The following is a 13609-nucleotide window of genomic DNA, read 5'->3' on the forward strand; positions in this document are numbered from 1 at the left end:
CGTCGTCACTCCCTCTTCCAAGGAGGCAGATTTGATGTGTCCTGCGCCGTGACATCGTCATTGTCTGGAACAACCAGGACGATTCCGGATGAGAAGACTACCGTCTCTCGATGCTTTAAATTGGCTTCAATTAACTGTGGCATGAAATACTCGCTGCCCATCGTTTTAAATGCGATCCAGTCCCACATGTCGCCTGCATTCGTTGTATATGTTCTGGCCATCAGGAAAACCTCACCGCCCTTTCATTCCTCATGAACCGCTGCATATTCGCCTTGAATTCATGATAGGAGTCTCGGAGCATCGACTCGTTTTCCGCCCGATTTCCGCCTGAAAGGTTTGGTGAGAACTGAAAAACAAGTGTTTGATTCCCATTTCCTGACGACAACGCCTGATTCGCTCTCGACCATAGATTGGAGTCGAGATTACGATTCTGTTGGGCAGTCAATACACGTTCCCCTTTGTGAAGCTCCGCTCGGTATCCATCGAATGGGACATAAGATAATCCGTTTGCATGGGAACCATTTACCCAATCCCACGCTTTTTCGTACCATGCAGGTTCCGGCCCTGCTGTCATGGTTGCGTTCGGTCCGCCGTAAACGGGTGTAGTGGTCGGATCTTGACCAGCAGCCCTCATGCTCTCTATTCGGGCTTCCAGTTTGCTAAAGGGAGTCTCCAGCTTGTTTTCTCCCCACATTCCATCCCAAATGCCTTGAATGATCGATTTGCCGACATCATATCCTACGTCTTGGGCGATTGGAATGAGAGGTACAGCTGCCGCTTTAATTAGCTCCCCGAGCTTCGATGCAATTTCATAAGTGACACGTTGTGTAGCTTCACTCCCTCCGGAGCTCCACCATTTGTTGAACGTCTCGTATGCATCCGCTACGATAAACTCGATTTTCCCCCAAACATCCAACTTCTTATATTCGGGATTATTGAAAATCGTCTGTAGCTTATTAGATGCAAACTGGACGGACTTGGTAACAGTTCGTCCCATTTCCGCAAAAGCATCTGACCCTAGCTTCGCCAAATCCTGAAACGCTTCTGTTTTGGTCAAATTGTCGATTTCTTTTAGCGTTGGTTTCAAAGCGTCTAACGCTTCTACCCCCATTTTGGTCCAAGTCAGTTGAAGCTTTTCCACGAGCTGTTCATACATAACAAGACCAGTAGTATCGACATCACTCAACAACTTGGCATCAATGTTCTGTTTATTTAGCAGCTCATTCATGCCCTTGATAATGCCGTCAATTCCCGATTTGGCAAACTTCTTGATGTCTGAACGCGGCATATTGAAACGCTCAACGATAGACTGAGTATCGCCAATCAATAACTCGTTGAGTGCGATTGCCGCCCCCTGCATCCCCTGCTGTTTATTGATCGTCCCCAGCTTCTCGGATATATCCAGTAACGCTTGGACTTGCCGCAGGTCTTTCGTTTTAAACAAAAACGCCTGGCCGGATTCAAAGAAGTCCGTCATCCCGAAACGGGATTCAATGGCGCGCTTCTCCATCCAGTTGAACAACTGATCTGCTTTCTTTTGATCCCGGAGCAATGATTGGATGACTTCGATGTTGTATTCTCGATCAGCCGCTTTGCTGACGCTATCCATCATCAAGTCAAAAGCAGATTTCGCAGTCTTTGCTCCGACAGCAATCCCAGCCAGACCAACCCCAACCGTACCAAGATACCCTCCAACGGGTATCAATGCAGCCCCTGCCAACGCAATTTCCCCTATGGAGACTCCCGCAGCAAGTGCGTTTGCCTCCATAGTTTGAAGTTGGCGAGAATAAGCGTTCAGATTGTTTGATTCACTTCTCATTTCTCGGTTTAATTCGGCTATGTTCCGTTTAAACTTATCGACCTGTGAGGCTGCTCTCTTTTGTACGTTGGTAAACCGTTGAAGGTCGTTTTGCAGCTTCTGGCTTTCCCGCCTGTACACCTCTTCGCTGATCGCGCCACTTCGGTATTTCCGCTCCAAAGAGGCAAGGCCGCTCTTGGTTTTCGCTATCGCAGCTGACATTTTCGAGTGCAAGGTGGACATGGATTGCAGTTTGCCATTTGCCTTCTCAATAGATGCCTGATACTCGCTGATTTTTTTTCGCATATCCTGCATGCGACGGGAAGCGTTATCGAACGCGCTGGTGAACGATCTATTCATTTTCCCAGACATCTTGATTGTGAATTCATACAGTTTCCTACCCATCCGTTTCGCCTCCCTCCGTAATTTCCATGGCTGCTGTTACCCATTCATTTAAATCGTTCAAAGTCATGCCAAGGAAAAACTCCATGCTTGTATGCGTGTTTCTTGCCATATTGAGTACGAGTTTCCGTAACTCTCTTATTCCTCCGTCTTCTCTATCTCCTCCATCTCCTTCAAATCCATACCGAGCAAAAAAGCATGTGCCGCTGTTACTGCTCGGAAAAAATCTCGTGCCCCAAGTCTTAATAGATCATGGTAGAGGACTCCGCAAGCTTTTCCGGCAAGCACCGCCCGGAAAGTCGATGATTGCATCTCATCCGGGGAAAATCCGCTAATCTGACGGGCCTCATTAGTAGCATTGATAATATCCGCGCCTGTCAGTTTATCGAAATCAAAAGTCAGGGAGGTTATCTCCTCGTCGTTTACTTTCAATGGTTTTTCCAATGGCAGTGGTAATTTCATTTTTGCAAAACTCCCTTCTATAGCCCAAGCGCCCGACGCGTATCAGCCAGCTGATCCTTGCCGTTCACTCGATAGATGTAATTCAGTTTGTCGAGCTCCAGGACATTCTTTCCGTCCATATCGATCTTGATATACGTGATTTCCAGCTCTGTACTGCTGTCTGTTGTTGCACCCTTTTCTAGCTTCCCTAGTTCGCCATTGATTGTGTGCCCTTGTACAACAACACGCAGAGAACGGGTAATAATACGGCCAGAGCCACGGTCATGCTCTTGTAGGGCTCCACGGCAATCTAGTCGATGAGCATCTAAATTAAGAAATTCAAACAGTAAATTGGTGATTGTGTGCCAATTCAATGTGACTTTTTGGCTGCCGAAATGCCCTACTGAGGATTCAAAACTGCCAAATACACCAGCTCCTTTGACTTCCTCTGTAGCAAAAGAAAAGGATGGCAATTGAATATCTGCCACCCCCACGAGGTCGGTTGTACCGTTTTTGTATATCATGAAATCCTTTAAACGATCAGGAATTGCTTTGTTAGCCATTGTTTATCCACCTGCCTTGTATGATTAGGCTGCAAAGAGATTTTGAAGATAGGCCACATCAAATTCAAGTTTGAACTCGATGTTTTCAGCCGGTACTGGAGCCGCCAGGAACAACCGATAAGAAACTTTTCCGTCCAGCAGCGATGTGACCGGATTATCCGCTGCTCTAAATTCTACACGCCCGCCGAGTATGGAACCTTGCGCTGTCAGTCCATTCAGCCAGATGTTTGTTGAGTCAATAACCGTGTCAATCAACCTTCTGTTTGTCGGGTCGTCAACTTTTTGCCAGTGTGTCAGAATCAACGTATTTCCGATCCAGTTGAACATCTGACGGACGGGAATGAATCTGTCCTTCACGTCTGTATTGGCTGGGTAAGCGGAAGTATTATTGCCCCACATCTTATGTCCACCTGTAAAGTTGATTGCTGTGACAATTCCCTCGCCATTGAGGTACGCTGCCTGATCAACGCCAAGATTGATCTCAGTACCAGCTTCATTCACCAAGGCGTTTGCTTGAATGTTTTTGTTTGATGGAGATACATAGGGAACATCGTCATTGTCAGCAATAACTCTGCTATTCAATGCGGCAAATTGCGTAGACAGATGATAAATCTCGTGATAAATCTCGTCACCCAATTTCGGTTTCAAATAGCAGGCAATAAGATGAGGGTCGCTGTAATTGTTGGCGTTTTTCCATGCGGGCGCCTCTGTGTAAACAGCCGCACCTGTTGGCGAGCAATCAATATCAGCAATTGCCATGGCTTTAAATAGGCTATTAATTCCCAACGCTTTTGCTTTCATGACTGCGGCAACAGCCGGCTTTTTTGAGTGTTTCGGCACAACAATTTGTCCTGGCACCAACCGATACAGTGGGAAAATCTTGTTGATCAATTCTAGCCCGGTTACCTTTCCTGTTGCCGAATCAATTCCCCCGATGATTTGGGCATCCGTTACAGCCGAAGGCGTGAGTTTATCGTAGGATACAGTCAGTGTGGTTTGGTTTGCTGGAATATCTCCACCCTCCACCCGCGAAATAACAGGGTGTCCCGACACATTGAATACAACTGTAAAGTCCTTATTACGTACCAGCGCATTACCAGCGCCTGTGAGTTTAACAATGAGGCTCGCCAATAACACTCCCTCGGCAGCAATCGTGTATTTACCCAAAGATAGATTGATCGTGCTGTCCTTGACATTTACCTTGTGGATGGAAGGATCAAGCACGTTGACGAATACCGCAGGGCCAACATTGAAAAGCTGAAATTGCGCTTTGATTGCTTCGCACAGCGTGTAATCGTCCCAGTTGGAATGATACCCGAGAGCCTTTACCGCTTCCTCGTAGCTGTAGGCCAGTACCGGCTTATTCACAAATGCTGTTGGATTGTCTGTCAAATGAATAGGCGCAGTACCGAAATATACTGGCAGTCCGGCTGTAGCCTCAACAGGAGAAAGAATGCTCGTATCACTCTCTGAGACGCCTATCTGGTGTTTATATGCCACTATTCCTCAACTCTCTTTCCTGCGGCGTAATCAGCGGTCTGATGAAAAAAGACGCTCTCTGGTGTTCCATGATCTCTAATCGCTGCTTCTGTTTGGGACAGCTTTTCTACGGGCACAAACATTTTCTTAATGGCTGGACATGCTTCGATGTGCTTGCTCAGATGTTGTGGAATTCCGTCCGTAAATAGCGCGTATCGATGCAGAGTGCCATCACGTAAACTACTCCCGCAGTAGATGACGTGCATTGGTTCTTTAGCAGTCACCTTTGATTCTGCTTTGCTCATTTATAAAATACCTCCCAATCAAATTCGGACTGTACTTGTGGAATCAGTACGTCGAACGTGATGTATGTCGCCCATTCTGGGAATGGCTGCTCGTCCGGTTGCTCTGTTTCGAAAGATTCGTCATCGATCTGAAAACGATCGTCAATGATCGGATCTCTTTTTAACCCAATCTTTATCCGATTCGCTACATTCAGGCTATCAATCCAGCCGTTTTGTTCATCTTCGCTGTATGTGATGACGATTACACGAATTTTAACGATGTTTGCCTGCCTCCCGTCGTTCTCTCTCCGAAAACGAACAACAACGGCGGGCAGCTCCGCTTTGATTTCTTGCGGATCGGCTACCGGTGATTGTTTGCTCTCACTCAGGAACCCGCTGACTACCTGTGGTGCTTTGTGATCGTGGCCATCTACGTTGGTGGGTAGCACAAAATCTTTCACAAGCGTTTCAATACGCTCTTTCAGCTTATTAACTAGGACAACATTAACCATCTAGCACCCGTCCTATTTCATGCTCGAGACGCTTGTCTAATGTCTCCAGCATTTTATTCTGTATTGATTTTCGTACCTTCTCGTTGTCTAGCATTTGCGGTACAGCAGGTGCATAGAGTCCTTTGATTGGAAACCTCTTTGGTGTCGTGCGTCTGTATACGGAGGCCACATTTCTGACTTTTGCAACAAACGCACCAGGAATCGGAGATTTCCCGCCAGCTCGTAATACTTGGGCCAAGATCGGTTTTTTTCTACCAGGCTGCGGCGATTTCGGTGTGACACGAAAACGAATCAGTGGCATTACATGACCCTTTGATTCCAGACTGCCATCCAGATCATTCGCGGAAGCTTTTTTGAGCTCCATTGTCTCGCTGACGTCTTTTTTTCGGACAAGATACGTGTCTCTCACCCTGGCTGCCGCTTCCGTTTTCCCGCTGGACAGGGCACGGTTCATTGCCCGTGCCTGTACCTTTGGAATTTGCTTCGGAATATGTGCCAGAAGATTTGCCGCTTCATTCAGTCTCTGTTTGATGGAGTTGTCGAAATCAATCATGGGTTTGAATTCCCTCCAAGACGGATTTCCAAAATGCCCTCAAGATCAGAAGGTGGAGCTACAATTACATACGCTTTTTTGTTTATTTTTAACGTGTGTCCAACTGGTGGAATGAATGTAAAATCGGCTCGGCTCACATAGAGCATTATTTCTTCCGTGTATTCGCGGTCATGGGTCGGGTAGGAGTACGATCGATTCCCCCCACCAATCGCGACAGGTTCAATCAATCCCGTAATCTTCTTCCCGTCGATGTCAATTTCATCTGCAAATTCGCCTGTATTGAGAAAGACAGTGGAATCCGCCTTTAGTTGGTCCTTGAATGTGCTCATTTGGGCGCGTCTACAATCAATTTGTCCGTATCAAGATTTAAATTAAGCTCTTGATTATCGTCAGAATGCTCGTCCTGTTCCGTATCCTCGCTCGTTATTCCACCAGAACCTACATCACTATCAGTTTTTCTGTCAGGTTCAGTCTCTTCAAACTGCACTACCGCCCCTTCACCGATCAGATGCGCTACATCCTTTTTGTGAGCATTAAAAATGGCGCCCTTCTCATGAAAGACACCATTATGCTTCACTGTTCCAATTTGCACTTGAAATCGCATGATAGTTTCCTCCTACGCGCGCGTTTTGATAACAGACCATGCAGATACGTCAAACGGCTTCGGCAATGGACGGCTCTTCACAATAAGAGATTTCACATCGGTCTCATGGTTGACTGTTACCTTTGTCGCACGAGGCCCTGCTACAGTAACATAGTTGATACTACCTTCTGGGATAAAGGTATTTGCACCGTACAAAAGCTCCCCGATATTTCGTGGCGCGACAATGACCTTTTCGGGGTCGATGTAGGGTTTAAGAGACTGCGTTGTGTCATCGTAGTACCACGCATCATATCGGTACACATCGAGTCCAAGTTCGGTTAAACGGCCAATGTAAGTATAACCATTTCCATTCTCAATGCTGAGCTGGGGATTGATCGTACCGAATTGCGCATATCGCAGGTCCATAAACTTCGTCATGAAATTATCGTCTGCTCGAAGATTAGCCCACGCCTCATCACCAAGGAGGGCGACAGTTGGATTGTATCCAGCCTTTCGAGATTTTCTGACCGCTTCCTCCAAGTCTTCATACTTTTTGGACGTAGTCTGGTTCCATTGGCTTCCGGCTGTAAGGTTGATCATGTTGTCAAACCCAAAGTCGATGGTATCAGTACGAACAATCGTTGCGGCATCATCAATGTAACCGGATACTGTTACTTTACCCGTCTGCAGAAGTTCTGCACCCATTAACTCTTCTCGGCGTGTGACCATGTCGGAGAGCTCCAAAAAGTCGCGGTTCATCTGTTGTACAGCCCGCTCATCTGGCGACATACCGCCAAATACCGCTTCCCCAGGCATGCGAGTTTGTAGCATGCTGATGTCAATTGGGGAAGATAGGTTGATAAAAGGTGGCGTATAAATTTTCGTTTCAAATCCATCTCGCTTGATATTAATTGGCATACTGCCTTCTGCAACAAGTGGTGCAACACGTTGGCGGTTTTTGTAGAAATCCACTAGAACATGCTTTGTATCGAAAGTCTCCTCTCCAGGGAAGAACATGTCCCGAAGGAACGTTGTAACTGGCATTCTTCGTTGAAACGAAGGAAGCATGGTTTGTGGTTCATAGATGCTGATGCTGCCACCTATAACGGTTGCGGCATTTTGCGGACTCATAAAACGTCCTGCGATGGCAGATTGTTTAATTTTCACGGTTGTTTACCCCCGATCAGTTTTGTAATGGATATTGACGGTGCGAAGCTCATCTTTGTGGTTGGCCACTGAATCGCCGGCCGCCACTTTCAGAGCGTCATATCGAAAAACACCCGTTTTATACGCTACTGCGTTTACATCAGCTCCGGTTGTGTCCACGTCCTCAGATAAAACCAATGACGCGATCTGACTTCCGTCTGTTGCTGCTTTATTTACCAACGCATACTTCCCGTTGGCGGTGATCTTTCCGAGTACCGATCCGCGTTTGAGCTTCCCTTGACCAGCAAGTAGTGTCACAGCTGTGGTCATTGCGGACACTTCCGTCCCCGCGAAAAAGGACTGATTATCCACCGTGCCAAATGTAGTAGAAGTGTTTGGTGCCATGGTTATTCCTCCTTATCTTTGTAGGCGCTGCATTGAATGTGCATGCGCGAGTTGCTGGAAGACTGCATTCACGTCTTTCAAGTTGTTCAAGTCATACTCTTTTTCCGTGTTTTGTTGTTGTGATTGAGCTGTCACATCAAGAGCTCCAGACACTTGATTAGCTGCTACTGCCGCATTGAATATGCCGTTATTGATCATCTTGCCCTCTTGCATAGCCTTGAGAGCAAGATCAGCTGCTGTCATTGGGTTTTCCCCATACTTCGCTTCGTTTACCAAAGCAGGATCGATATTTGCTGCAATAGCGTCAATGGCGCGAAGGCGCTCCCTCTCTTGTGCAGCTGCATCTTGAGTATTTTGTGCCTGATTCGGTGCAGGTGGTTGTGGTGCTGCTGCTGTATTTGATGCTGTCGGTGGTTGTGGATCGATTACTTGTGTTTGATTGGTTACTTGCATAATGCTCGCTCCTTCCGTTTGGAACTTCATAATTTCATTTCGGACACGGTCTATCACCTGTTGGGGAATCATTTCGATGCCTGCATGTGCGACAGCACTGAGCTGATTCGAATCGTCGAACATGATTTCATCGATAAACCCTTTTGCCAATGCCTCTTGTGCCGTCATCCACGTTTCCCGGTTCATAAGGGTACTCAATTCGTTCTGAGACAACCCCGTTTTTAGTCGGTATGCATTCGCGATGGACTTATCCACCGCCTGTAAGAAATCAGCTGTGTGCCGATGCTCCCACTTATCTCCCTGAGTCCGAGTCTTTGCGTTGTGAATCATGAATTGCGCCGTTGGTGACATTCTGACCTTCTTTCCACCCATGGACGCGACAGAAGCAGCACTAGCTGCCACGCCAACGATTTGGACGTCAACACCAGCTGGATGGCTTTTCAACATGGTATAGATTTCACTGCCTGAATAAACATCACCACCACCTGAGTTGATAATGACCTCAAGATCATCGCCATTTGCTTCCGCAATAGCTTTCGATATTTTCCCAGGGCTTGTTGCATCCATTTCGAACAAGTCGTAAATCCATTGATGGTCATTCGGTATGATTACGCCTCTAACTTCAATCCGTTTTGGCATTTTGTTTGTCACCTCCTTTCATGCCCGGAATATGTGCTTGTGGCAGGTTCCGACGTGCCTCCCACTCGCGCGTCAGCACGTCAATATTGCTATCCCAATCCATCCCTGTGAGCTCCGCCGTTTCCCGTTCGTGCGTGCTAAATCCGTTGTTGATTCGCTTCACGGCAGCATCTACTTCTTTCTCAGGGTCGATTTGACCAGGACTCGGTCCAATCCAAATAGCTTGGCTCCATAGCTTTCGCATAACCGGATCGCTAAAGAATCCAGGTGCCTTAATACGTCCGGTTGCCACGGCTTCAAACAACCACGTCTCGTAGGTCGGCTGACAGAAATCATGAGAGAACCAATCACGGCGGTCCCGGAAGGATCTCCACGCTTGCAAGAGTGCAGCTCGACTCGCTGAATAGCTACTGTTGAACACAGAAAGCAGCACTTCATATGGCATGTCCAGCGCTGCGCCTGCTAACTGCGCCATGACCTTTGTAAACGAATCAAATCCAGCGTTGGGATGCGTAGGATCGCCAAAGGTCACTTCCTCGCCTTCTGCCAACATGTTGATGGTTCCCGGCCCCAACTCGTAACTGGAGAGCCGTTCCTCTGGAGACAGTTTCAATTGCTCACTTTCAGGAATGGGATTGGTAAATGGTATTTCGTTTTTTGCTCCTTCTTTTCGTGTAATAAAGGCAGCGAAAAAACTATTGATGATCGCCGCTGCAATCTCTGCTTCGGCATAACGGTCCATTTGTTTGACTTGCTCGATGACAGGTGCAAGATACGGTACACCGCGATATTGCTCTGCCCTCTCCGCATCCATCACAAAAAGCACGTTAGGTAATCCGGAAACCGGATTCTGTGCCTCAACGCGCGCCCATTGTGTTATATGTCCTTGTGGAATCGTACTGTTCGGGTGTTTATTGCTTATCCAGTAAGCGATCACTTTACCATTCGGATCTGTCTCGACTCCATTTCGGATAGCACGGCCATCTGATAGCTCCACATATTCGGAAAGCGAGAAGCCCTCAGTACCAAGGATTGGGGAGTAACCTTGCGTATGATTCGGATTGTTGAGCCTGTCGCCCTCAATGAGATGAAGCCGCATGCGATATGGATTTAGCCGCTCTGCGGTATCTGCATATTTCATAACAGCAAGGGAATCACCGTTCAGCAACCATCCGGTCAACATGATCCGTTGTGCATCGTAGAAGTCATTCAGCCCGGTGTTATCGATCTTGGATGATGCCCAAAGGTTAAATTCGAATTCTGTACGATCTTCCCACTCTTTTGCCTGTTCTGCCGTAATGCCAAGCAGCCGGTAATTGAGTTGACATTTGAGTGTGAGTCCCGAACCGACGATGTTTGACTGATTCTTCTTAATGGCCCCTGTAGCAAGACCGCCACCCATGTAAAGGTCACGGCTACGTTCACGAAGCACAGCAAGGTTTTGCCCGATGTCCTCTTGCGGACTTTTGCTATCGCTGTTCCAGCCTTTCATTGAGTTTTTTCTCCGACTGGCCCCGTTATTCGAATAACCACTATTCGTAGCCTTCCGAAGTGCCGATAGCTTTGCGCGATTCACTTCTCGCTTTAACGCCATAGTTGGTGATAGCCATTCAATTGTTTTGTCTATGAACTTCACAAATTACTCACCCCCCTTACAAGTCTCGATAGATGACTCGAAATGCCTTACGCTTTGATGGACTCTCGCCCGTTGTTAGTGCATTTTCCAGTTCGTTTTTCCGATCTTGTAGCTTCTCGATCTCATCCTTAATGAGTTTCAAGTCGCCGCGACGCAAATTCCTGGACCCGATCCGGTATTCCTGTGCGCCTGTCAAAATGGCTGTCTCAGCCTCGTAGTATTTACTCAGGCGGTCCTTAACAATTTCTAATTCATCTTGTATCCTTTTCTGCTGCTGTGGATCATAAGCCATTTCCTACACCCCCTCACCAAAGTTTTGAGCGCTTGACGAGCTGCTTTGCTTGCTGACCTGATATTTGTTTTGCTGCAGCTGTATGTTTTACGGGAGGATCAGTTTCTCGCAAGCGTTTTTCGAGTGCTTCAAAGTCTGGTTTCAGCAAACGCAACGCTGCGAGACCATAGACCCGTAAATCCAGCGGCTCATTCCTCTTGTCTTTGGCGACATTTTCCCAAACCATGACGGTTTGGCCATACTTTTTCCTAAACACTTGCCGCTCAGAAACAAGACCTTTGAAATAAATCTGATCATATCCGCGTGTTTCCCCAATCGGGAAATGAAAATAGTGTGGACCAGGTTCCGCAATATGCAAACGCTGCATGATCGTCGTTTTTCCTGAATCCACACCAAGGAGGATAAGTGGAAGCTTATATTTGTTGTTTTTGGAGACCTTCCGGATTAACTCAAGACCTGAACCGCCTTCCCCTTTGATGGGAAAAACTCTGCTTTGTAGACGTGGTCCGCAATATCGATAAACTTCATCTGTGTAGTGACCGCCTATGTCAACAAAGGTACACGCTACAATAAGCCCTGCGCCATTAGCGAATTTCCAAACCTTTTCTCTCTTGTCATCAAGGTCTTGCCATGTACGCGGATTGTCTGGTTTTCCCCAGATGACTCCTTTTTCTATTCCCCATGATTCCTCTTCTTTACCCCAGCCGATGACTTCATACTCCAAACGGTCATTCTGGGTGTCGACTGCCATTGTAAGGATGAGAACGCCGTTCGGTAGTTCAGCATCGTAGCTTTCTCGCCGCTCCAGAAGAATGTTTTCATCCTGAATATCACCGCGATCTTCCCATGTTTCGCTCAATAACGTATTAACAAAAACCTGCATCTGCTCGGGATTTCCTTTTTTCAACTCGTCCTGTGCGATCAAAAAGGCTTCGATCATTTCTTGCCAACGAGTCCATGGAGACGCTAACGCGTTCATGTGGAATCCCTTTACTTTTCGTTCAGGGAATTCATGTATCCATTCACCTTTGCCAGCAATCTGCTGTTTCTTCCAGTCGATTTCAGGAGAATCAAAGCCACAATGCAAGCAGCGCATCGATACGGTATCGAATATGATCCGATTCCACTCCAAGGGTTGGAGTGCCTCACACTTCGGACATGGAAGATGCCATTCACCTCTCGAGGAGTTATTGTATAGCTGCTCGATCCGCGAATGGCCTTTAATAGTTGGTGTAGAAGCAACAACGATTTTTCTATTGTGGAACGTGGCCGTCCGTCTTCTTGCCAAGTCCAGCGCATCACCCTCAGAAGTCGCCTCGAATCGGTCTAATTCATCGACCAGCAATATCCTGATCGGACGACTCGCCAGTGAGGCCGGGGAATTACTACCCACAATGGTGATATGACCGCCTGGGAATGATTTATGCAAGATGGTATTTCCTGAATCTTTGGCTTTCGAATCAGCAACCTTTTTAGTCAGAACTGGCGTATCGCGTATCATAGTGCTAAGTCGGTCTTTCGAAAAGCTTTTTCCCATATCTAGTGTGGGGACAACCAACATCATGGGAGACGGGTCCTGATCAATGTAATAACCGATGATGTTTTCCTGGGATAGCGTTTTTCCGACCTGTGATCCCATCATAAATACTACTTCTTCTACTTCTGGATCACTAACTGCATCCATCATGCCCTTTTGATATGGCGCCCGATCGCTTCTGTACTTCCCTGCCTCAGCTGCCGATTCAGGAGACAGATATCGGTAGGCATCTGCCCACTGAGTAATTGTCAAATCGGTTGGAGGAGAAACGATTTGGGCGATAGCCTGGTAAAGCTTACGATGTTTCTGGTTCATGCTCTGCACCAGTTGGCTCGACCGTGCCCTTTTCAGCAAAGTTAGTGTAGTGATCTGCCAGTTCTTGCAATGCTTCTTTAATCTCTTTTTGCAATATCCCCACGATTACCGGCATTTCTGTTTCAAATTGGAGCAAAGGAGATACTTTCGATGGAATCGTGAGGCAACGCGCTTTGAATAGACCGACCATCCGCTCCATAATCTTAACTACTTCATCCACCTGAATGAGCGACAATTCTTTTTCTGCCAGATCAAGCTCAGCAATTTTCCGCTTGGCTCTTTCGTGCAGCGCTTTTTCTTCGTTGTAATCGATGTCTGTATTATCGCTAAGATGCTGCACGTATTTGATGTATCGCTGAACGTTGTCGGCTAGATCGTATTTTCCTCTGCTAATCTGTTGGAGGATACCATCTCGTGTGAGTGTATTTACCCATTTAGGGGTTTTTCCGATCACATCAGCGAACTGCTGTGTGCCCACAATCATATCCATGAGTTCTCTCCTTTCTTCCGGAAGTAAAAAACAAATCGCTTCCTCTTCTTGACCCAATGTAGTTCGGGACAGTAGATGAAG

General features: G+C 47.0%; 17 protein-coding genes. All 17 read right to left on the reverse strand.

Annotated features, from left to right (window positions below; translation table 11 throughout):
- Nucleotides 1–5: 5 nt before the first annotated feature.
- The 17 genes from C7R94_RS22650 to C7R94_RS22730 all read right to left on the reverse strand — a co-directional run bounded on the left by C7R94_RS22650 (nt 6) and on the right by C7R94_RS22730 (nt 13528).
- On the reverse strand, nt 6–221 hold the full coding sequence (locus tag C7R94_RS22650; protein ID WP_106784954.1) for a tail protein X: 216 nt from the start codon (nt 219–221) through the stop codon (nt 6–8).
- Nucleotides 221–2203: a hypothetical protein gene (locus C7R94_RS22655; protein WP_106784956.1), complete on the reverse strand. Its 1983-nt coding sequence runs from the start codon at nt 2201–2203 to the stop codon at nt 221–223. Before C7R94_RS22655 ends, C7R94_RS22650 begins: the two co-directional genes overlap by 1 nt.
- 135 nt (nt 2204–2338) lie before the next feature.
- Nucleotides 2339–2662 (reverse strand): phage tail assembly protein, encoded by a 324-nt coding sequence (locus tag C7R94_RS22660; protein ID WP_106784958.1) that lies wholly within the window; start codon nt 2660–2662, stop codon nt 2339–2341.
- A gap of 17 nt (nt 2663–2679) precedes the next feature.
- Nucleotides 2680–3204: a phage major tail tube protein gene (locus C7R94_RS22665; RefSeq protein WP_106784961.1), complete on the reverse strand. Its 525-nt coding sequence runs from the start codon at nt 3202–3204 to the stop codon at nt 2680–2682.
- Between the two features lie 24 nt (nt 3205–3228).
- A complete protein-coding gene (locus C7R94_RS22670; protein ID WP_106784963.1) occupies nt 3229–4704 on the reverse strand; it encodes a phage tail sheath family protein in 1476 nt (491 codons plus the stop codon).
- A complete protein-coding gene (locus C7R94_RS22675; protein WP_106784965.1) occupies nt 4704–4988 on the reverse strand; it encodes a hypothetical protein in 285 nt (94 codons plus the stop codon). The genes C7R94_RS22670 and C7R94_RS22675 overlap by 1 nt, the downstream gene beginning before the upstream one ends.
- Nucleotides 4985–5479 carry a hypothetical protein gene (locus tag C7R94_RS22680; RefSeq protein WP_106784967.1) on the reverse strand — a complete coding sequence of 165 codons (495 nt, stop codon included), beginning with the start codon at nt 5477–5479 and terminating at the stop codon, nt 4985–4987. Before C7R94_RS22680 ends, C7R94_RS22675 begins: the two co-directional genes overlap by 4 nt.
- The gene (locus C7R94_RS22685; RefSeq protein ID WP_106784969.1) at nt 5472–6032 is read right to left on the reverse strand and encodes a phage tail protein; all 561 of its coding nucleotides are present in this window, start codon (nt 6030–6032) and stop codon (nt 5472–5474) included. Before C7R94_RS22685 ends, C7R94_RS22680 begins: the two co-directional genes overlap by 8 nt.
- Nucleotides 6029–6361 carry a sugar transporter gene (locus C7R94_RS22690; RefSeq protein WP_106784971.1) on the reverse strand — a complete coding sequence of 111 codons (333 nt, stop codon included), beginning with the start codon at nt 6359–6361 and terminating at the stop codon, nt 6029–6031. Before C7R94_RS22690 ends, C7R94_RS22685 begins: the two co-directional genes overlap by 4 nt.
- Nucleotides 6358–6636 (reverse strand): hypothetical protein, encoded by a 279-nt coding sequence (locus C7R94_RS22695; protein ID WP_106784973.1) that lies wholly within the window; start codon nt 6634–6636, stop codon nt 6358–6360. Before C7R94_RS22695 ends, C7R94_RS22690 begins: the two co-directional genes overlap by 4 nt.
- 12 nt (nt 6637–6648) lie before the next feature.
- The gene (locus C7R94_RS22700; protein ID WP_106784976.1) at nt 6649–7782 is read right to left on the reverse strand and encodes a major capsid protein; all 1134 of its coding nucleotides are present in this window, start codon (nt 7780–7782) and stop codon (nt 6649–6651) included.
- A gap of 6 nt (nt 7783–7788) precedes the next feature.
- Nucleotides 7789–8166, reverse strand: a complete 378-nt coding sequence (locus tag C7R94_RS22705; protein WP_106784978.1) for a head decoration protein — start codon at nt 8164–8166, stop codon at nt 7789–7791.
- A gap of 12 nt (nt 8167–8178) precedes the next feature.
- Complete coding sequence (locus C7R94_RS22710) at nt 8179–9258, reverse strand: head maturation protease, ClpP-related (protein ID WP_106784981.1); 1080 nt, start codon at nt 9256–9258, stop codon at nt 8179–8181.
- A complete protein-coding gene (locus C7R94_RS22715; RefSeq protein ID WP_106784983.1) occupies nt 9242–10894 on the reverse strand; it encodes a phage portal protein in 1653 nt (550 codons plus the stop codon). The genes C7R94_RS22710 and C7R94_RS22715 overlap by 17 nt, the downstream gene beginning before the upstream one ends.
- 16 nt (nt 10895–10910) lie before the next feature.
- Nucleotides 10911–11186 (reverse strand): DUF6148 family protein, encoded by a 276-nt coding sequence (locus C7R94_RS22720; protein ID WP_106784985.1) that lies wholly within the window; start codon nt 11184–11186, stop codon nt 10911–10913.
- Between the two features lie 13 nt (nt 11187–11199).
- Nucleotides 11200–13038 (reverse strand): phage terminase large subunit family protein, encoded by a 1839-nt coding sequence (locus tag C7R94_RS22725; protein ID WP_106784987.1) that lies wholly within the window; start codon nt 13036–13038, stop codon nt 11200–11202.
- Nucleotides 13019–13528 (reverse strand): hypothetical protein, encoded by a 510-nt coding sequence (locus C7R94_RS22730; RefSeq protein WP_106784989.1) that lies wholly within the window; start codon nt 13526–13528, stop codon nt 13019–13021. The genes C7R94_RS22725 and C7R94_RS22730 overlap by 20 nt, the downstream gene beginning before the upstream one ends.
- Between the last annotated feature and the right edge of the window lie 81 nt (nt 13529–13609).

Origin of the sequence: Brevibacillus sp. NRRL NRS-603 (genome assembly GCF_003013445.1) — a bacterium.
Taxonomy (GTDB): Bacteria; Bacillota; Bacilli; order Brevibacillales; family Brevibacillaceae; genus Brevibacillus; species Brevibacillus formosus.

Coding starts and splice junctions, on each gene's coding strand:
- C7R94_RS22725 (WP_106784987.1), bottom strand. CDS start 13,038: ATGAACCAGAAACATCGTAAGCTTTACCAGGCTATCGCCCAAATCGTT.
- C7R94_RS22650 (WP_106784954.1), bottom strand. CDS start 221: ATGGCCAGAACATATACAACGAATGCAGGCGACATGTGGGACTGGATC.
- C7R94_RS22655 (WP_106784956.1), bottom strand. CDS start 2,203: ATGGGTAGGAAACTGTATGAATTCACAATCAAGATGTCTGGGAAAATG.
- C7R94_RS22665 (WP_106784961.1), bottom strand. CDS start 3,204: ATGGCTAACAAAGCAATTCCTGATCGTTTAAAGGATTTCATGATATAC.
- C7R94_RS22720 (WP_106784985.1), bottom strand. CDS start 11,186: ATGGCTTATGATCCACAGCAGCAGAAAAGGATACAAGATGAATTAGAA.
- C7R94_RS22690 (WP_106784971.1), bottom strand. CDS start 6,361: ATGAGCACATTCAAGGACCAACTAAAGGCGGATTCCACTGTCTTTCTC.
- C7R94_RS22685 (WP_106784969.1), bottom strand. CDS start 6,032: ATGATTGATTTCGACAACTCCATCAAACAGAGACTGAATGAAGCGGCA.
- C7R94_RS22660 (WP_106784958.1), bottom strand. CDS start 2,662: ATGAAATTACCACTGCCATTGGAAAAACCATTGAAAGTAAACGACGAG.
- C7R94_RS22730 (WP_106784989.1), bottom strand. CDS start 13,528: ATGGATATGATTGTGGGCACACAGCAGTTCGCTGATGTGATCGGAAAA.
- C7R94_RS22680 (WP_106784967.1), bottom strand. CDS start 5,479: ATGGTTAATGTTGTCCTAGTTAATAAGCTGAAAGAGCGTATTGAAACG.
- C7R94_RS22710 (WP_106784981.1), bottom strand. CDS start 9,258: ATGCCAAAACGGATTGAAGTTAGAGGCGTAATCATACCGAATGACCAT.
- C7R94_RS22705 (WP_106784978.1), bottom strand. CDS start 8,166: ATGGCACCAAACACTTCTACTACATTTGGCACGGTGGATAATCAGTCC.
- C7R94_RS22675 (WP_106784965.1), bottom strand. CDS start 4,988: ATGAGCAAAGCAGAATCAAAGGTGACTGCTAAAGAACCAATGCACGTC.
- C7R94_RS22695 (WP_106784973.1), bottom strand. CDS start 6,636: ATGCGATTTCAAGTGCAAATTGGAACAGTGAAGCATAATGGTGTCTTT.